We start from the raw sequence: 19,269 nt of genomic DNA, 5'->3' as shown, positions 1-19,269 counted from the left end.
AGAGTGTATGCTAGCGGCACCAGAAATGCCAATGAAGATTTCTGAAAAGGTCCCAGGGAGTTAACTGTGGTGAACGTTGCATGTTATCGGATTCACTTTGCGAATTTGCGACTTTGCGTGCAATGATTTAAAGAATTTCCTCACCAGTTTCCGGGGCTGAGCACTTCAATTCTTGTCACTTCATTACCAGAATTTCCACCAGGGTTTTGCGTTTTTTTGCTTTCTTTTCCCTTCAATCATGTTATTCAAGATATCAAGTGCCTTGTCCATGGTTTCATTACTCACCCCACGGTCGGGTACCACACAGGGATACATGGTGAGCCCGGACAAATCCAGGTCTTCCCCCACATCATCCATTGCATTCATAATCGCCTGAGATTCGGCATTGTAGAGACACAGGGCCTGAAACTCCTTTTCTGGCATTGTCTGGCGAAATTGTGCGGCAAGTGCTTTTGCCCGGGTGTAAGCCGGGATAGACATTAAGGGCACATCCAGTTCCACCTTCCCGTTGCGGCGAGCACGAATCACCTTCGGAGAGTATTGCACCCCCAGATGTTCAAACAGTGCCCGGCCAAAAGCAATCGTAGAATATGCCTCTACTTCGTGCACCAATTCAGGATCAAAACCTTTCTTTTCCATCGTATCCAACAGTTGATCGATCGATTCGTAATCGGAATAGTGCTTTGCAAAGTACTTGATGGTGCGTTCCAGTTCTTTCCGGCGTTTCATCGCATTTGAATTCGGTGGGAACTCAAAGACGGCAAAGCGTGTCAGATAGCCATAGTCGGGACAGCGTACTCCCACCGACCAGACAGGTTCGTGGTACGACACATCGTGTCCATCGACTTCCAGCGATCGGCTCCAGCCCTCTTTGCCTTTTGCCAGCACCGTAGACTTTGCCAGATGCACGCGGCGTGGTGCTGCAGACTCGGCCGCAAATTGAAACCATGGCTTGCTATCATCCAGTTGATTGCCGACTTTATCGTTACTAATTCCTCTTGCAAACGACGGGCCGACAAACGCACGATGGTTGGGGAAGCCATAATTTCCTGGCACATAGCCCTGGGAAGGATCACCATCAACCACACCCGCCTGACAGGTCATGCAAACCGGCTTGTTATCAATAAACGATTTGATTGGTCCGGACACACCAGTAATCCAGATAATCGCTGCTTCGGAGAGTGCCTCTTCGGCATTCGCACCCATGCCCATCAGGCAGGCGTCCAGTACCTCATCGTCATAATCATGCAGAGTGGTGAGTACATGGGCATGAACCATTTCGAGTTTGTTGGATGGGTTGGAATCATGAATGAGGGCACGGAGGGTTACCCGGCCATCGAACAGTTGCAGGGTATCATCCTCCCGCTTTGTCCATCCCCCAAGGTCCCCACCGTGGGCAATGATTCCCTTTTCAATCTCATCCAGCAGAAATTCTTCATCAGACATGAGCAATCCTGTGATAAAAATACTGGCATTGACGAGCTATCTTGTGCAAAAAACCTTGCAATATCACTGCAACTAATTGTATGCAATCCGTTGCCCACAGGATCTGGGATCTGGGGATAGCAGATCAGGAAAGGAACTGCTTGATGGCACCTTTCTGATCGAGTTTCTTTCGGGCCATTTCCAGATCAAAGTCGCCGTAATGCTCGATTGGGTTACCATGGGCATTCAGTAATGTGGTATACCAGTTGCCGATGGTTTTATGGCCTTCGGTACCGTGGTAAGGCAGGCGAATATAGCGACCCAGCATGTTCAGGCGACATTTGTCACCGGCAACGATAATAAAGGGGGCTTCGGTGCCATGGCTATGGTGCGTTTCACCGTTTTCCGGGAAGTAGATCACCATGGTTTTGTCGAACATGGTTCCCGTTCCCTCGGGAATTGCTTTCAGTTTGTCAACGATGGTCTTGACCTGCTGGATATGACCAATGCGAATTTTTCGCGGATCAGATCTGCGGAAACACCACTGTAGCCCCCACCATGGCCAAGTTCGTGAATCGAAATCTGGTCGTTTTCGTTACCAGGGAGCCCTTTAATTGGTGTGGAAAGCTCATCGATCGTGTAGGTAACCACATTGGTCAGACCGGTTGCAAGTGCGGCGATCAGAATGTCGGTCATCGCCTGCTGCTTTTCCGGTGTCGTGGCGTTTGTCCCACCGTTGCGATGCACAGGAGCGATCGTCGGCAGATGACTCTTGATCAGGTCGGACATTTTTTCGAGCTTTTTATTGCGGGCCTGAATCTGCTCGATTGATGCGATATGATTGCTGATTTTCAGCTTTTCGTACCCTGTGAGAATCTTCGACTTGTAAGATTCTTCATTCTGGAGAAAAGCGAGCATCGCTTTATCCGAATTACTGGATTCCGGATCGACCACCGTTTTGAACAGTTCATCGTAGGCCGTCTGGGGATCGGCATAGCAATAATTCCGCTGGTGGGGTGCAGGGGCGGAGTAACCGGGTACGATGCCCGTTCGCCAGGTGCTGTAGTTCCCAGTCAACGATAGTTCGATATGTTCAAAAGGCGAAGGGAACAGTTTGGCCAGTTCAAAGTCGATGGTGGCACGTTTGATCCCACTGAGGGAGTTGCGGCCCGACTTGAATGCCCCCATGACGGATGAGTAAGACCAGTGGCCGTTCTCGCTCATCATGCAGGATAACCCCTGCAGGATGGCCAGATTTTTCTTGTACGGGTCCAATGCTCTCAGCCATTTCGGCAATTCATGCTTCGCAAAATCAACTTCGAGTGGCTGCTTTTCGCGATCAAGTTTTGCCTGTTCTTTGGTAAAACTGGGCAAAGCGACTTCATTCGGACGGATTCCATTCGACTTGCGGATGAACACAAATCGCCGCACCTCCGACGGTGAGGTGACAGGCAAGCCGGATTCGGCAAGCAGGGTATGCAGCGGAGATGATGCTCCCAACGCACTGACACCAAGGGCCGATTGGGTCAGAAAGGATCTTCGTGTAACCACAGTATCTATTCCTTTGGCTTGGGAGCCTTTCGGTAAATAAACGAATCAGAAGTTAATAAGGAAACAATCAAGGCATCGAAGCTGCCACCACTTTTCAGGTAGGCACGATCAGCTTCGATCAATGTTCTGGAGTCAGAAAGCGTCTCGTTCCGACCCATGAAATAGCGGAATGCGTGGCGGATCATCGATTGGCGGACGCGATCAGATTTCGCCAGCCGGCCAATCAAGTCCAGTGCATCAGTCACGTTGCCATCCAGCGTTGCATCTCCGGTGCCTTCAAGATACCCACTTGGGTCAATCGGCAGTGTCTTGTAAATGTCTCGCAGATCGCTTTCAATGGGGCCTTTATCCTCCACCTTTTTAATCAGATTTTCTGGATATTCCAGCCGCTCCTGGGTACGATATCGGCCAAAATCATCATAAATCTCAAATGGTACCCCCAGGGGGTTCATTTTACTGTGGCAGGACATGCAGTACTGATTATTGGTTTTGGCTTCAAGCCGATGTCTCAGCGTGTGGTGGGGATCTTCCGGAATCACGGCATCAACCGTGATCGGCACATCCGGTATAGTACCCGCGAGTAGTTTTTCGCGAATCCACTTCCCACGGTGAATCGGGTCGGTTTCGGTATTCTGTGCGTGGGCAATCAACCAGGCTGGGTGGGTCAACATTCCCATGCGGTTGGCTATCGGTGTGGGCTGTGCCGTGGGATAGTTCCAATTTTTCAGGTCGATATCGAAGAAATTCGCTACTTCCGGGCTGTGCAGCCGCCCACCGTAACGCGTGCTGGCATTCGCCATCCCGTGGGCAGGAAACGAGTTATACGGTGCTGCTGCGGTTTGCCCATGTTCCAGGCGAAGGGTAAAGCTGGCCATCTGCGTTTTGAATGCCTGCAACGGGTTGTAACGTCGGTCTTTCGCCAACCGGTTCACATCAATGCCCCGCATTTTTTCCCTGGCGATGAAATCTTTGTGTCTGGCAAGGTCTTCAATGGTATAGTTCTGCCAGTCTTCCCCTTTAAAGTGGTCATAAATCCGGCGAATGCGGTCCGCGGCTTCCTGCATCGCTACGTTGTCCCCACTGTGGTAGACATAAAACCTGTCCGTAGTTAACAGGGTCTTCAATACATCTTTGTCCTGTTCCAGAATGTGCTCCACCAGCATGTCAGTTTCAGCCACCAGGCGGACACGGGATTGATCGTACTCCGCACCAAAGCGCTTGCGATCCTTGAAAATCGCCAGCAGATTCGGGTAACCAAAGAAATCGCGAAAGAAGCGGAGTTCGCGGATCGGCATGCGGGTGAAATTCGGGCAGTCCTGATGGTTCACCGCTTCATCAATAATGGAAACCTGATCCCGCTTCGCAAGCATTCGACGCACCTCGCGTTCGTAGTCTGCTCGCGTGTTCAATCTGCCCTCAGCCGCCGCCTTGGCGAGTTCTGCATCTGGAGAACTATCCGTCAGTGCGTAAGCAATTGCGTAGCTGGCATCACGTGGAGTCATCATTCGCCGATCATGCTGATCTGCTGTGCTCTGCCCAAATTCGCTGCGGTAAACAAACTCAGTATTGAGAATCAGGGTTTGAATCAGTTTCTCGATGGCAGGCTGGCGACCAAGCTGCTGAGAATACTTCTGTGTCAAATCGGTGTATTCCTGGCTTTCCTCACTGTTCGGTGGGCGTTCCAGGATCAATTGGAACATCTGGACCACCAGGGCACGTACCTGATCTGCTGGTGGGGAACCAGCAGCGATTCTTTGTTGTTCGAACCCTTTCGCCCACTCTTCAGTGCATTTTGCCACCACGTCCAGATAACGATCTCCTGGCTTGCGAAGTCTGCGGATCGTTTCGGCAACAATTTTCATTTCCTCTGCTGGCAGAGGCTTGAAAACAACTTCCTTATAGCGTTCATCCATTTTGTGAACATTGATTTGTTGCCGCCATTCCACCATGTAATTATTCAGGAAGGTGATCCGTGTTTGGATGGTGCGTACTTCGTGGCCGAAATAGAACCATTCTTTTTCACAAGCTTCCAGAAGTTGTGCATCCGTTTGATTTGGCTTCTGATGACGACGCATCGTCCGGAAAATCAGTTCGAGTTCTGCATTCCCTGGGTTCGCAGCATGGAAAGGTGCTTTTTTGGTTGCCTCTTCCCCACTGATCGGTGGGGCGACCTCAACGCGAACAAACCTAGGCAGCAGTTCCTGATGTTTATCCCCATACAGGTCCTGTAATACCCGCTCAATATGTGTGTCCAGAAACTTCCTTCTGGATTCCAGTGTCAGCTTATTTTTGCTTTCCAGTTCCAGAATACTCGCGACCGCTGGTAAAAATCTCTTATCTCGGTCTGCCAGTCGCATGATTGCCGCAGAAGCAGATCGGGCATTCGTCAGCATGGTCAGCAGGTGCCCACCGTTCAGGGTTTCGTTGCTGTAATAACGCACACCCGAATTGGTGGGGAGAAGAAACGGATTGGTCAGGCTGACACTTCGGTTATTGCTGCCTACCACATTCCAGCGTTTGCCATCAATTGTGACAAATGGCTGGTGCTTCAGGATGCGATTGAACTTTGCCTCGAAGATATACTGGCTGATCAACCAGCGACGGTCTTCTGTATACCCCTGCAAGTGGGCATACTTACCCGAAAACAGATCATCATGATCCACATAATTGCCCGCTTCCGGTCGCAGTAACTTTTCTTTTAATTTTTCTGCAGCTTCACCCTTCAATTGCTCCTGGAGCCAATCCTGCAGAACTTTCCTTTCTGCTGCGGTGGGTTGTTTCGCTTTGGCTGGCGGCATCTGCTTCGTGTGAACAGCTTCCTGTGCCTTTAGAAACAATGCCTGTAGGTCGACAGTGTCGATCGTTTCCAGTGCATCGAAGCGAATCCCACTTTGTTGCTTCATGGGGCCATGGCAGGAAATGCAATAGGTATCCAGCACCTGGGCTGCGGTGCCCGACTCTTGTGCAGAAAGTGGGGCGGCCAGAAATACGAAAAGCCCCACGTATCGCATTATTTTTATTGTCGTGCTACGATGTTTCATTCAGTGATCACTTCATTTCAGGTAGGTGGGACAATTTTTTCAAACTGTTTGCCGTGACGCTCAGAATTTAGAACAGTTTACCTGTTCAATCCTGACAGAAGATGGGAGAAATTTCAAGAACAAACAATTCTTAGAGAGTTATCATAAATAGCTGCCACTGATTGTCAAGGTTCTCCGACACTTCCCAGGTGGTCAGATGAAAAGAGCCATTTTAGCACTACAAACGGTTTCTTTCTGCCCATCGTGGGGTAAGATTGCCTCATAATGACCCCATGTGGGCGGCTCGCAAGCACGCACAATAGAGGAAAATTCATGTCTCGGATTGGTGTTATTCTGTTGATTCCTATCTGTCTGGTGGTGGAAATTGCCAGTGTGATCGGCATTGCTATCTTTGCCATGGAGAAAATGTATATCCCGATGGCGGCATGCATTATCCTGTCGATCATCTGTGGGTTTGCATTTGTGAAGTGCATCAAAATAGTCCAGGAAGGGGTGAAAAAGCTCAAAGAAGAAGCCCTGAAAAAACAGGGTGGCACCCGCGTGGGGGATTTTGTTTCCGATCTGCCCCAAATCCGCGAAGTGGTGGGACAACCTTATCAGGTGCTGTTCCGCAAGGCGGTTCCGGGCAAGAATGGCCGACCGGCAGATCTGGCAATCAGCGTCAATGCTGCTGTGCCCACCACCATGACTTTTAATGAGGAAACGTGGTTTGATCGCTGGAGCAAGCGGATGGGGATCGCCCACGAACACCAGACGGGTGATGCGGAGTTTGACGATGCGATCTTTATTCGTTGTCCTTCCAACTCTTACGTGGAAGAATTCCTGAAAGAACCGGTGCGGCGGGTGGCCATTCTGGCACTGCGAAATCTGGGATATACCGAAATCCGCATTACTGGCACCGAGATTGTGGCCTATTGGGCCAATTTTGATCCATTAAAAAATGGTGAAGCTGACTTACAGGACCGCACCGGACAGATATTGCTGAAGTTGGCTGAAGATTTGCCCCAGCAAATTGACACAGAGCTGGTGGAAAAACAATCCCACTCCCTGGGAGTGGGCAAAACGCTCCTTTGGACCTTTCAGATCGTTTTTGCAGTGGCATTTATTCTGACGTTTACCCACCCAGCGATGCGGGAATCGAAGATCCTCTTGGCCGCACTGATGGCGATTCTACCCGTCATGTTTGTCTATGGGTGGTTGTGTGCTTTTGCCGTGCGTGGCACCAGTACCTCCCACGATAAGTGGAAAGCCATGATGCTCGTAGCCATGTTCACGATGCCACTGGGAACCTTGGGCACGCTATCTGGCATCAATGCGTTGCTCGATTCCAAACCAGCCGTTACCCACTCGCAGGTGGTGGTGAATAAGCGTTTTTCAACAGGCAAGAACAACAGCAAAACATACTACGCGGTAGTCGCTGCGTGGGACAACCCCAACGATACCTTTGAATTCCGAGTGAACTCCGCCGATTATAACCGGATCCAGATTGGTATCTCCCGCATGGATCTGACGGTAAAACCCGGTAAACTGGGAATCGAATGGCTGGTGAAGAAATCAGTGAAACTGAATGCTCCCCGGGCAATTCGGCCCCGCAAGTAATTGTTGGCCACCGCACTTTTTCCATTTGCCATTCCTGCACGAAACTTGTTTTCCTTACCACGATCTCCTCTCCAAGGGCATCCTGAAAAAGTATCCTGAAAATCCACAATCAAACCTGTTTTGCTGTAAAATAGATGGTGGTGGTTCTTCTGGATAACTTGCTCGCAGTCATGTAATCTGCCACCATCACTTTAACCAGGGAGGAACTAGTCATGTTGAAGAAAATCCTTGTACCACTGGATGGCTCAGCCGCAGCGCAATTCGCCATTCCGTGGGCTGCAACACTTGCAGGCAAGTGGGGTGCAGAACTGTGCCTGACGCGGGTATTCATCCAGCCGATGCCCTATTTCGGTGGCGAGGGTATTGCCAGTGGCGATCCAAGCATTTACGAAGAATCCAAAGTGGTTCAAAAGGATGCGATCGAACAGCAGGCACAAGCCGTCGGCCAGACTTATCCTTCGCTCCAGGTATCTGGCACTTTGATTGATGGTTCTGAATCGACCGCAGGGGTCCTGGCAAATTATGCTCAGGAACAACAGGTTGATCTCACAGTGATGACCACCCACGGCAAGGGTGCCTTCGCCCGCTTCTGGCTGGGCAGCGTGGCCGATTCGTATCTGAAAATTGCCACGGGCAAGATTCTGCTAGTGCGAGCCGACCCGGAACAACAGCCCACAGGGACGCCAACGATCAAGCATGTCGTGATTCCTTTGGATGGTTCGCGATTTGCTGAACAGGCACTGGCACCGGGTTTCGCACTGGCGAAAGAGTTTCAAGCGAGTGTTACGCTCTTATTGGTACTCGATTCGGTGGAAGATATTCGCGGCCTGATTGCCCGCATCAACAAACCCGGCCTCGACCTGGAACTGATTGAAAGGGCATTGCCTGCTGCCAAAGCGTATGTTCAGGGGGTTGCAGAGCAGCATTCGCACTGCGGCTTGCCCATTGAACAGAGAGTGCTGGAGCATGGCACCGCCTCTGCAGAAATCCTTGCCCAGGCTGGGTCACCAGAAACTCTGATCGCACTTGCCAGCCATGGGCATGGTGGGCTTTCGCGAATGCTCTTTGGCTCTGTCGCAGATAAGGTAGTTCGCGGTGCCGTTGGCCCTGTCCTGATTGTCCGTGCCGCCGATGAAGAATAAGATCGGCTATTCTGCATAACAATCTAGTACCTTCACCACTGGTTTGTTTTCATTCGATGCCTCCTTCAACAATATTTCCCCCGCACATATATTGCACGTGCGTATATTAATATATCCACTATCTGTATACTTGCTCAGTTTTTCTTAATTCCTGCATGATATCCTTCTGATTTTTCATCGCCATAAGTTCTGTGCATACAGTAGTTTGTGGCAATCACAATTATTTTGTGAAAAATCTCAAACTAACATTCAGGCGAATGTTTGACTGTACGTTTTCGTAGCCCACATTACACTCATGACCACAGTGCAGCAGCACACACAAATCCTATTATTGGGCCCCTTTTGCACAAAAAAAATAAACTGTCTCCAGAATCACCATTTTGTGGGGCCGCACAGTGCAGGCAGGACTATTCGACGAAGTACCAAATGAACCACGTGAACTTCCCCCACTGGGTGCCGAGTGGCTTGACGCGCTAACAGATGAATTTTCGCAGGATTACTGGCACACATTACATGAATTTGTCGCAGCAGAACGCGAAAGCCAAACGGTGTATCCTCCTGCAGAGCAAGTGTTTACGGCATTTCAATGGACACCGCTTTCCCAGGTGCGGGTGGTAATTCTGGGGCAGGACCCCTACCCAGGGAAAGGACAGGGCCACGGCCTGGCATTCTCCGTGCTGCCTGGTGTCCGCATCCCCGCTTCATTGCGAAATATCTATCAGGAATTGCAGGATGACCTGGGTATCGCACCGGTCAAGCATGGATTTTTGGAAAGCTGGGCAAAACAGGGGGTGTTTATGCTCAACACTGTGCTGACGGTTCGGGACGGCAAGCCCAACTCTCACAAAGGCAAAGGGTGGGAAAAATTCACCGATCAGGTCTTGAAGTGCATTAATGATCGCCTGCCAGACACCGTGATTGTCCTGTGGGGTGCGTCTGCACAGAAAAAGAAGCAAATCCTTACCAGCAAAGAACTTACGCTGATCGAATCGGCCCACCCGTCGCCACTGTCTGCCCACAGTGGCTTTTTTGGCAGTAAACCGTTTTCGGCTATCAACCGGGCGTTAACGGAAAAAGGAAAACCACCCATCGACTGGCAATTGCCCACGAGCGTTTAATCAAAATCAGACGAGACAGCGACCTGATTACCTTGAGACAATTGTGCCCACCATCATCATTCCTGCGAAGGCGGGAACCAATAGCAGAACCCGAAGGGCGTCCAATAAACAGACACCCACCACAGACCGTCATTCCCGCGTAAGCGGGAATCCAGTTTTACCCATGTAGTGTATCTTTCTGTATTGCAATCTGGTTTTTTCCTTGCACCCCTTAGATCTGCAGAGTAAAATAATGTCCAATGAGGACGTTCCTCATGATGTATCTTTGCATGCGCGTTGGAATATATCACACAAAAAGTGATAGGCAGAATCGCTGACAGAATAGACGGAATTTAATTCTGTCTAATTATAGTTAGGCCACAAAACCATGGGCATACTTAGCGACTTTCTGATCGGCGACGATGACACGGCGAAGGCGTATGACGGTATCTCCGCATTCGCGGACGAGGATCGGTGCCAGTTTCGGCGAATCACACCGCTCGAGGCCGCAGGTATTCTTAGTGTTTTGCGCGGCGGCGGGGATTCGGTCGAACTGATTGGCGAGTTCCCACTGCTGACCGAAGAAGATGCGGAGATGTGGACCATGCGTGTACCGACTGACATGGTGACTTCTCTAGCAGCACTAGAGGGTGATAAGTTGGCTGAGACAGCGAGCGCCTGTGCCGATGCAACGGTCGAAGAACTGGGATGGTCGAAAGAAGATTTTGAGCCTGTTCTTCGAGATCTTCACAACCTCGCGTTGCGTGCGCAAACAGATCAGAAGCAGATGTACCTGTGGAACTCGCTGTGAGTGTGGCCTAACCACCGGATGCAGTTGACCGGCTGCGCCCGCGATATGATGGGGTTGTCGGTTTGGAGCCTGTTCTCCGCGGGTGGCCGGCAACTGAGCCTTTTACGTTAGGTGCCAGTGGCGCCCACGTCGCAAAAGACCATCGAGGCGATCTACTGCGTTCCTGACGAAGTTCCAGTCGTTCAGGTATTTCTCGCAGGAACGGGACCTCAGATCGCCGAGATTTCAGCCGTCGATGGTCGCATTGTGATCGAGTTGCTTCAACACGGCCAAGGCACCTATCCGCTCATCCCGGTTGATGAGTTAGAGGCTGTGTTTCGCATCGCTCGTGAGCGGCTGCTCTGATGGCACCTAACCACCGGCTGCAGTTGACCGTCTGCGCCCGCGATATGATGTTGTTGTTGGTTTGGAGCCTGCTCTCCGCGGGCGGCCGGCAACTGAGCCTTTTACGTTCGCTGCAAGACGAGGAAAGAATGCTCGTTGGCTACGGCTGGTGTGTCCTCCGATCCTCACGTGAGGTGTATCGCACGGCAGACATTGACTCCGTGGACACCATTGATGATCAGGTCGACGCAGCCGATCGCGAACTGTGGGCTCATTTTCGCCAATGGATGGCAACGCATGATGAGTGCTACATCAAATGGGATCTACACGAAAACCTCAACAATCATCGTGGCATCCTGATGTTCTGTGTTTCTCGAAACCATCGTGCGTCCCATGTTTGGGGCATGATTCAATGGATTGCAGAGCATGGCACAGGCAGTTATGGACTCCTTTACGTGCATGACGACGAAGACCAGATCGGCAATCCTCATTACGGTCGCGGAGCCGACGATTTTTCAAATGCGTTTCGGGTACATCGCATCTCGAATGGATGCGTTACGGAGATGTCCGACCCGTTTCTTTCACCAATTGTACCTACGCTAAATCCAAGCGATTTGGCATAATCAGCAGCGAACAAGGCCGTGAACCGGAGCACTCAATTACGCGGCAATTGAAATCAAAGCCTTCCGTTCGTGCCCGGTTACGGCAGGCGTTAAGCCGGCCTGCTGCCGGCTTAACGGGGTCCGCGATTGAGCATATACTAAAAGTGACGGCCGCAAGTGGCCTAACATGCGATTGGAGCAGGATTCGCTTCGTATTCACTCCGCGACTCTGCTCAATCGCGGACCCGTTATCCGACTCAGATGAAACCAACTGAAAAGCACGGCTTCCCCGACGCTGATGTCCTTGAGTGGCGCCTGACTGACAGTGAACTGTTCGTGCGCATGTCGGACGTTCATTATGACGGATTTCTACGTGGCCCAGCGCAGCTACGATTTCCGCTACTATGCCCAGCTTCGGCGATGTACTACGAGCATGAATCGAATGTCTGGGCCGATTGTACCAGCGTTGAGCCACTCAAAGACTTGTGCGAATTCCACTTCAAGATGCGTTTCATGTACTCGCTGAAGGGGTTTGGTCGCGATACCGGTCGATGGTTGGCGGTCAGTATTCATTCTGATTCTGCCGACATTAGCTGGGATAGGCAAACCGTCGGATAACAAAAAATGCACCCGAGTCGCGAAGTCTGGCGTTTTGACAATGGAGAATCTCTCGTCGCGACCGGGTGATTTTGGTCTTTAAGCCGGCCTGCGGCCAGTTGAACGGGTCCGCGATTGAGAATATAGTAAAGGTAACGGCTGCAAGATCGAAACGAGCCAGATATTACTCACCGACATGCTTTCGCGGACTTTCTCGATCACAGGTCAGCCATCCTTTTGAATCCTTGTTTTTTTGTGCGGAGACTGAGTGATGGCCGTTCGTCTTGAAACAACAGTACTTTGCTGATCGCTGGCTCTTGGGATATAATACTGCTCGGAGGAAAACCAATGTCACTTGAAAGCATGCTCGCTGCACTTACACACCAGGAGAAACTCGATGCAATGAACATTCTGTGGCGGGACTTATCCGCGAATCCGGCGGGCATGTCTTCGCCCGATTGGCACGGTGATGTATTGTCCGAGCGGATGAAGAACCCATCCAGCAAACCTAGCTTGTCGCTTGATGCTGCTTTCGATGAAGTCCGGGAGCGGCTTAATGAACGTCGAACTCAGGGATGAGGCGCTTGATGATCTTGAGAATGGTGCCATTTTTTATGGCGAGCAATGTGTGGGTTTGGATGATTATTTCCTCACATGCTTGCGAGAAGACATCAAGAAACTTGAGACGACCGGTGGTGTTCACGAAAAGTACCATGGATTTTACAGGTCGCTATCAAATCGTTTTCCCTATGCAATCTACTACCTGATTGTGGAAGAAGTTGTTGATGTTGTCGCGGTTTTGGATTGTCGTCAAGACCCCGCGAAACTGAACACTCGACTCGGACGAACTAAGCGTTGAACGCGAGCGTGTCCGCGATTGAGCATATAGTAAAGGTGACGGCCTCAAGCGGCCTAAGTGAGCGATTGGAGCAGGAATCGCTTCGTATTCATTTCCGCGACTCTGCTCAATCGCGGAAACCGTTCGCTGGCAATGTCCATTTGACCAAGAATGAATACGCACGCGAGCAATAAACCCTTTGGTGAAAGAGGTCCATGTGTCGATCAAAGCGCGACTCGACGGCGTCACAAATGGATTGCACTCGAAGTGGCTGTCGGACACCATATCGGGTCGGCCGATGTTTGCCTACGTAAGTGATCTCAAGACTTGGGAGAGGCTTCACGTACTGTTCTCTCCCAAGGAGATCAAAACGGAGACGGCTGCGGTGGACGTATTTCCTGCAAACTGCCTCCCGATCGCCGTGGACCTGGGCTGCAATTACTTCGTGCTCACCGACGCAGGGGCCGTCACCTATTTCGATTATTCGGGCTTCTATTCAACGGACCAGGACGGTATAAACGTCTATCCCGTCGCGGCCACCTTCGAGCGTTTCGTCTCGGAGATCCGTGAGGGATATCAATCACCGTCAGGATCCCGAACCGCCAACCTGCTGCGGGCCGATTCTCAGATCGGCGGGACAGAGCGAGACGATATCTGGCATTTCGCCAAGCAGTCGCTCCAGTGTATCGAACGCAAGACTTTCACCAAATTCTTCGTTTCCGAGTACCGGACGGAGCCGAAATCCGAGGATGAGGATGAGGATGAGGATGACTGACGGCGTAGAACCAGCGGATGAAGTTTACCATGGTCGCCATTCCGGTTTCGCGCGGCATGAAGGTTGCAAGCGGCCCCGGCAGCTTAGCCTTTCCGTAAAGCCGGCCTGCGCCTTGCTTAACGACGCCGCGATTGAGCATATACTAAAAGTGACGGCCGCAAGTGGCCTAAGTGAGCGATTGGAGCAGGAACCGCTTCGTATTCACTCCGCGACTCTGCTCAATCGCGGACCCCGTTATCCGGCAGGAGCATCATGGCCAACGAGGAGCTTCTTCAGCAGACGTATGCCTCGCGGGACCGGTATGCCGCATCTCTGGGCACCGTCAACCCCGACGTTCTCGCGCCGCTGATCAACCCGACATTCATGGGCGGCCCGTCGTGGCCCGATCTTCGTCAAGCTTGGCGTGTCGTCCGGCGCGGCAGAGGCACGATCGTGATGAGCGACGGGCTCGCCGATCCGTTTTCGGATGAACCCGACAAGAACTCGGGCTTCGAACTCGAAGTCCTTGCCGAGACGTCCGACGAGCTTCCGGACCCAGTACAGGCGAGTTGGCTTTTTGACTTGGCGTATCAGGTGTCCCAGCAATGCGCTTATCACGGCGGCGTGCGTGCGCTGATCGATCGGCTGGGACTTATCTCGCTTGAATTGCCGATGTCCGTGGTCCTTGAACCGGTCGCGACCAGCAATGACACTGCCGGAGTTCTGCTGGGGATTACCCCGCCCGACTTTCCTCAGGAGTTTGAAGGTCCCTGTGGGATCGTGCGCATCGTCACGGCTAAGCTGCTTTGGCCAAGCGAATTGGACTACGCGGCCGCGGAGGGAAAACTTGGTCGCGAGGAACTTGCCAAGCGGTTCGCAGCGGACGGGACGCACCACCGATCGTCGCTGCTACGCCGGCCAGTCGTTTGAATGGTCACGTCGGTCAGGCCGCCGGATAACCCGCCGATGCACCGGACCGGGCCGGCAGTGTAGTTTCTGGCCGTCGAGCTCCGCTCGGTGCCGGCCCGGCCGGTGATCGGCCCTACGTTAAGCCAGCCTGCGACCGGCTTTACTGGGTCCGCGATTGAGCATATAGTAAAGGTGACGGCCGCAAGCTGCCTAACCACCGATTGGAGCAGGAATCGCTTCGTATCTACTCCGCGACTTTGCTCAATCGCGGACCCCGTTATGCGGCGGAGGCCTTGGGTCACGGAGGGGTGCTCGTGAGGCGGTGGGAGTACAAGACGATCAAGTTCGAGGCCGAGGGGTTCTGGCAGGGCGGCAAGATCGACGCCACCCGGCTGGAAGCCGCCCTGACCCAGTTGGGTGCGGTCGGCTGGGAGCTGGTCACCATCGTGACCGCCACGGCCGGCCAGGGGTGGACTAAGGACATCGTCGCCGTCCTCAAGCGCAGCCCGGAGGTCACCCCAGTATCTTCCTCTACTGAAAACTAACGTTTCATTACATCACGGTTGAAGCATCCGAACTCTGATAGGTAAAAGTGCTGATTCAGTGCGTTACGTTAGCGTCTGCTGCGGGCGTCAATTTCAACAATTTGCCTGCATTTCGTGCACCAAAAGGCACTATTTCGGCACCTGGGCGGTCAGCGGGCGTTTGTTCAAAAACTGTGGGCTCAGAATCACCGTTTCAAACAATACAGAAAACTTGTAGTCATTCTTTTTCAACTCTGCGGCCATCTGTTCCAGCAGTGGCTGGTCAGAAAGCTGCACCGATCGACCGAGCGCATAGCCCAGAAAATGCCGACAGAGCGTATCCACATAATCCTGCTGGCGGTGCTCCTTCACATAACGAATCAGGCCGGGAATGCCGTTCAGCTCTTCCCCACCTGGTAGTGAGACTTTCTGATCGATGGGCCGGTTTGCCAGGTCTTTGGTGCGGCTTCGGCCCAGTGGATCGAACCCTTCCAGTGCCACGCCAAGGTGGTCGAAATGCACATGGCACATCGCACAGCGGGGGTCTTTCGTATGATCCTGCAACAATTGGCGAATGCTTTTACTGGCAGTTTTTTCGCTGTTGGGCAGTTGTGCCACATCCGCAGGTGGGGGCGGGAAGTGCTGCCCTAACAGATGATGCACCATCCAGAAACCACGCTTTACCGGGCTGGTGCGTTCACCAGATGAATTTTTAGTGAGAATGGCTGCCGTGCCCAGCAATCCCCCACGTCCCATGGCGTTCAGGCCATCAATCGGCAGCCATAAATCCTGATCGGTGGGGAGGGTGCCTGCAGCAGCCATGCGTTCCCGCCAGAGTTGTTTCTGTGCGGCATATTGACTGTTCATGCCGTAATGCTTCGCCAGTGCCTCATTAATGAAAGTGCGGTCGGACATCACCACTTCCAGCACGGAACGATCTTCCTGAATTAACCACGACAACAGCCTGATCGGTTCCTGGTAAATCGCCTCCCGCAGTTTGTCATCGTAACCAGGGAAGGCAGCGGCATTAATCGGATCTTTTTCCCGATAATCGCGAAACCGCAGCCACTGCCCGAAGAACTCCTCCGCAAAAGCAGCGGACCTGGGGTCGTGAAGCATTCGCCGCACCTGCTTTTTCAAAAATCCGGGATTGCGCAACGTGCCCTTGGCCGCATGCGACATCAGTTCTTCATCTGGCACGGATGACCAGATCAGTAGGCTCAGGCGGGTTGCCAGCTCAACATCCGTGCGTGGGGTGGGCTGATTTGCCTGCACCGGCGTTTGATAAATGTAGAAGAAGTGGGGCGACATCAGGATGCCAGTCAGTGTGCCTCGCAGGGCCTCTTCAACAGATTGCCCCTGCTTGCGAAAATCATGATAGGTTTTTAATAATTGCTGTTTTTCAGCAACTGTCAGATACTTCCGATAGGCTTTGCTGGCGAGACTGGCCAATTGATCCAGTGCCAGCGATTCGGCAGTGGTTAAAGTTTTCTCATGAGTTGCCAACCCTTGCCGCACCTGGGCGAAAAAGCGGCTGATCATCACATAATTCAAATTATTCTTTAATGATTCGGGCGTAGAATCGAGTTTCACGCCCATCTTCTCGTAGTAAACTTTCTCAAACCGGCCCAGAAGTTCTTCCTTTACCAGGCGGGGATCTTCGGCACGCAGAAAGTCGAAGCGTTTATCCTGTAATACGTGGCGTTCGGAGCGTTCAAACCAGACAAACCCCCGCAACAGATTTTCCGCACTGCTGGTCACGAAATCCATTTCCTGCCACAATCGGTTCAGGTGGGCCGTCTGCTGTTCGTCCAGTACCTTGTTGACCAGTGGTAAATCGTCCCGAAAGAAGCCTTCCACCAGGTGGAAGCCCGCAGCCAGCCCACGAGAGCCATCCACATAGAAAAATCGATTCGGAAACACCTGGCACAACCGCTGGGCAGAATCGAGCAGTTTTTGCCGTTGTGGGTTATCGGGGTGCAGCACCGTCGCCACGACAGGTGGCTGATTTTCTGCCAGCAAGCCATTCGAAAGCTGCACGTAATACCCACACGATTTGTCGGTGGGATCGGCTTCCAGTGCCAGCAGCAACCGCTTATTATTCAGCTCTGGCAATAAATTTGCGGGGAAACGAAAATCGATCGTGGTGGGGCCGGACAGCACCAATCCTTTGGGCGAAATTGCCCCACCGGTGGGGTGTTTGCCGAAAGGCAGTTTCTGCCAAACTTTGGGCTGATGCTCTTTTAGCCAGTCAAACAGGTCCACCACTTGTTGCTTTTCGCGGTCCTTCTCATTTTTGGGAAACGTATCGGCGGTGGTCAAAATCAGCTCTTTACAGAGCAGCAGGCCCACCTTCTTCGGGTCCATGGGTGCGATTCGCAGGGTAAGGATGACCTGCTTTTCATCCTGAATTTTTTTCGAAGTGCGAAATCGCTCCGAACTAATCGACTGTGCGTTCACAAATCGGCTGACATCGCACTGATCTCGCTGTTGGGCAACCTGGTCACGGAAGTAAAGGTGGTTAATCGGCCAGTTGCCTGCGTTCGAACGGATTAGCTGGGGTTCGCGGTAACCGAACCGCTCCCGCGTATTGAGAACCAGCGTGGTAAACTGTCGAACTTTCTCTGGAATTGCCGTTGCCGATTCCGGTGGGGGTAATTCCTGCCAGGCGAGGCCTAATTGCTGCACCGCACCCACCTCGTTGTGGGCATTTGCCAGAAAATCGGCAACCAGCTTGAGATATTTGCCACTGAGACGCTGCTCTGCCGCCCACTGTTCCACGGTTTTGGTTTTTGATTCCGCAGAACGATAGCGATACCGCCACGCTGCCACAATATAATCGGCGGGATTGACCTGGTGCTGCTGATAAAAATCGATAATTGCCTGTTCGGTGAGTTTTTTTCGTTCGTTGTACGAGGTCACTTCAAACGGCGCGAAGGTGATGCCGTTGGGCTTGAGCACCAGATGGTTCGACACTTCCTGAGCTGCCTGCAGGTATTTTTTTAACAGGCTGGGCGACATTGTCAGCGATTCGCCCGTATTGTCAAATCCCTCTCCACCAGCGGGATCGGGTGGGAAGCTGCGAGTTGGCCGAATATCCACGCCGGTCAGGTCGCGAATACTGCGATTGTACTCCGAGTTCGACAGTCGACGTGGCAGCACCACACCTGGGTCACCCGCCTGTTTTCGGGCTTCGGCAAACAGCACCGTTTCGATACTGCGGACCACCTGGTTCCGCTCATCAATCGTGGGCTGTGGGGTGTCTTCGGGTGGCATTTCCCCACCCCGGATGAATTTGATCACATGATCCCACTTGCGGAAGTTGGCAATGATATCTGTTGAAGAAGTGAACTTTTCCAGGTTCAACTCCCCACGTGCGGTGCGTTGGTTATGGCACGAGGTGCAGTATTTTTTCATAAATGGCTGGATGGCTGTCGCATAATCGTCCGCATGCAATGGCACCACGGATGCAGTAAGAGCGAGAACCAGCAGAAAACGACAACAATTCATGGGAACTGTCAACCTCCGTGGGACAATGCAGTAGGTTCATTGTCGGAACACGATTGAAAACCGGCGGGTAAGCGATGGTGGCAAAACGACATATCTGGGTCGGTTCGTCCTGTTGACGAACAAGCCTGTACCATCAACTTCAGTATATACCCAATATGTGAAACGTAGCACTGGCATCCCGCCTGTGGCTGAACTCATGGGCGAGACGCCCATGTTACCCAGAGTTGTACATTCTTTATTGGTGAATCGTAGCACGGGCGTCCCGCCCGTGGCAGAACTCATGGGCGAGACGCCCATGTTACCCAGGACATCGACGGAAAAAGTCAAAGCAAAAACCACTAACGAAAATGCAACAGATTACTCTGTCGTTGTCCCAGTCACTTCAAAACTGCGGTCTTTGAGGCCGTTTTCTTCCAGAAACAGCACCAGGGGCATAGCAAACTCGCCAACTGCTTTCACATCGATCATTCCCCTGAGGACAACTGTTTCGCCGGGTGCTACGGTCAGTGGCATGGCATGCGATTGCTCCAAACTGAAGCAGGCAC

18 protein-coding genes are annotated in these 19,269 nt (G+C 52.2%); 12 read left to right on the top strand and 6 right to left on the bottom strand.

All coding sequences use genetic code 11. From position 1 onward, the window contains the following. Positions 1-183: 183 nt before the first annotated feature. The 4 genes from R3B84_23175 to R3B84_23160 all read right to left on the bottom strand — a co-directional run bounded on the left by R3B84_23175 (position 184) and on the right by R3B84_23160 (position 6,017). Positions 184-1,446, bottom strand: a complete 1,263-nt coding sequence (locus R3B84_23175) for a hypothetical protein (GenBank protein ID MEZ6143482.1) — start codon at positions 1,444-1,446, stop codon at positions 184-186. 124 nt (positions 1,447-1,570) lie between these two features. Continuing rightward, a complete protein-coding gene (locus tag R3B84_23170; protein ID MEZ6143481.1) occupies positions 1,571-1,864 on the bottom strand; it encodes a hypothetical protein in 294 nt (97 codons plus the stop codon). Positions 1,865-1,890: 26 nt separating this feature from the next. Continuing rightward, complete coding sequence (locus R3B84_23165; GenBank protein ID MEZ6143480.1) at positions 1,891-2,976, bottom strand: DUF1552 domain-containing protein; 1,086 nt, start codon at positions 2,974-2,976, stop codon at positions 1,891-1,893. 5 nt (positions 2,977-2,981) lie between these two features. Beyond that, a complete protein-coding gene (locus R3B84_23160) occupies positions 2,982-6,017 on the bottom strand; it encodes a DUF1588 domain-containing protein (protein MEZ6143479.1) in 3,036 nt (1,011 codons plus the stop codon). A gap of 312 nt (positions 6,018-6,329) precedes the next feature. Here R3B84_23160 and R3B84_23155 point away from each other — a divergent pair, with 312 nt between their 5' ends. From R3B84_23155 to R3B84_23100, 12 genes are all read left to right on the top strand, one after another. After that, a complete protein-coding gene (locus R3B84_23155) occupies positions 6,330-7,616 on the top strand; it encodes a hypothetical protein (protein MEZ6143478.1) in 1,287 nt (428 codons plus the stop codon). Positions 7,617-7,828: 212 nt separating this feature from the next. Next, positions 7,829-8,758 carry a universal stress protein gene (locus R3B84_23150; protein ID MEZ6143477.1) on the top strand — a complete coding sequence of 310 codons (930 nt, stop codon included), beginning with the start codon at positions 7,829-7,831 and terminating at the stop codon, positions 8,756-8,758. 395 nt (positions 8,759-9,153) lie between these two features. Beyond that, positions 9,154-9,876, top strand: coding sequence for a uracil-DNA glycosylase (locus R3B84_23145; protein ID MEZ6143476.1), 723 nt, complete (start codon positions 9,154-9,156; stop codon positions 9,874-9,876). Between the two features lie 367 nt (positions 9,877-10,243). After that, a complete protein-coding gene (locus tag R3B84_23140; GenBank protein MEZ6143475.1) occupies positions 10,244-10,666 on the top strand; it encodes a hypothetical protein in 423 nt (140 codons plus the stop codon). Between the two features lie 117 nt (positions 10,667-10,783). Continuing rightward, positions 10,784-11,011, top strand: a complete 228-nt coding sequence (locus R3B84_23135; protein MEZ6143474.1) for a hypothetical protein — start codon at positions 10,784-10,786, stop codon at positions 11,009-11,011. Further along, positions 11,011-11,613 (top strand): Imm7 family immunity protein, encoded by a 603-nt coding sequence (locus tag R3B84_23130; GenBank protein ID MEZ6143473.1) that lies wholly within the window; start codon positions 11,011-11,013, stop codon positions 11,611-11,613. Before R3B84_23135 ends, R3B84_23130 begins: the two co-directional genes overlap by 1 nt. Before the next feature lie 240 nt (positions 11,614-11,853). Then, positions 11,854-12,210 carry a hypothetical protein gene (locus tag R3B84_23125; protein ID MEZ6143472.1) on the top strand — a complete coding sequence of 119 codons (357 nt, stop codon included), beginning with the start codon at positions 11,854-11,856 and terminating at the stop codon, positions 12,208-12,210. Between the two features lie 327 nt (positions 12,211-12,537). Continuing rightward, entirely contained in the window at positions 12,538-12,768 is a 231-nt protein-coding gene (locus tag R3B84_23120) for an addiction module protein (protein ID MEZ6143471.1), read from the top strand. Then, positions 12,746-13,048 (top strand): hypothetical protein, encoded by a 303-nt coding sequence (locus R3B84_23115; GenBank protein ID MEZ6143470.1) that lies wholly within the window; start codon positions 12,746-12,748, stop codon positions 13,046-13,048. Before R3B84_23120 ends, R3B84_23115 begins: the two co-directional genes overlap by 23 nt. 196 nt (positions 13,049-13,244) lie before the next feature. Then, a complete protein-coding gene (locus R3B84_23110; protein MEZ6143469.1) occupies positions 13,245-13,802 on the top strand; it encodes a hypothetical protein in 558 nt (185 codons plus the stop codon). A gap of 252 nt (positions 13,803-14,054) precedes the next feature. Beyond that, on the top strand, positions 14,055-14,711 hold the full coding sequence (locus R3B84_23105; GenBank protein ID MEZ6143468.1) for a hypothetical protein: 657 nt from the start codon (positions 14,055-14,057) through the stop codon (positions 14,709-14,711). Positions 14,712-15,004: 293 nt separating this feature from the next. After that, on the top strand, positions 15,005-15,235 hold the full coding sequence (locus tag R3B84_23100) for a DUF4177 domain-containing protein (GenBank protein ID MEZ6143467.1): 231 nt from the start codon (positions 15,005-15,007) through the stop codon (positions 15,233-15,235). Between the two features lie 129 nt (positions 15,236-15,364). On the opposite strand, the gene R3B84_23095 is transcribed toward R3B84_23100, so the two are convergent. Together R3B84_23095 and R3B84_23090 are read right to left on the bottom strand one after the other, a co-directional pair. Beyond that, a complete protein-coding gene (locus R3B84_23095; protein ID MEZ6143466.1) occupies positions 15,365-18,724 on the bottom strand; it encodes a DUF1592 domain-containing protein in 3,360 nt (1,119 codons plus the stop codon). A gap of 357 nt (positions 18,725-19,081) precedes the next feature. After that, a complete protein-coding gene (locus R3B84_23090) occupies positions 19,082-19,237 on the bottom strand; it encodes a hypothetical protein (GenBank protein ID MEZ6143465.1) in 156 nt (51 codons plus the stop codon). Between the last annotated feature and the right edge of the window lie 32 nt (positions 19,238-19,269).

It is taken from the genome of Zavarzinella sp. (assembly GCA_041399155.1).
Taxonomy (GTDB): Bacteria; Planctomycetota; Planctomycetia; order Gemmatales; family Gemmataceae; genus JAWKTI01.
The sequence above is the reverse complement of the archived record's forward strand: the minus strand, read 5'-3'. Positions and strand labels throughout refer to the sequence as shown.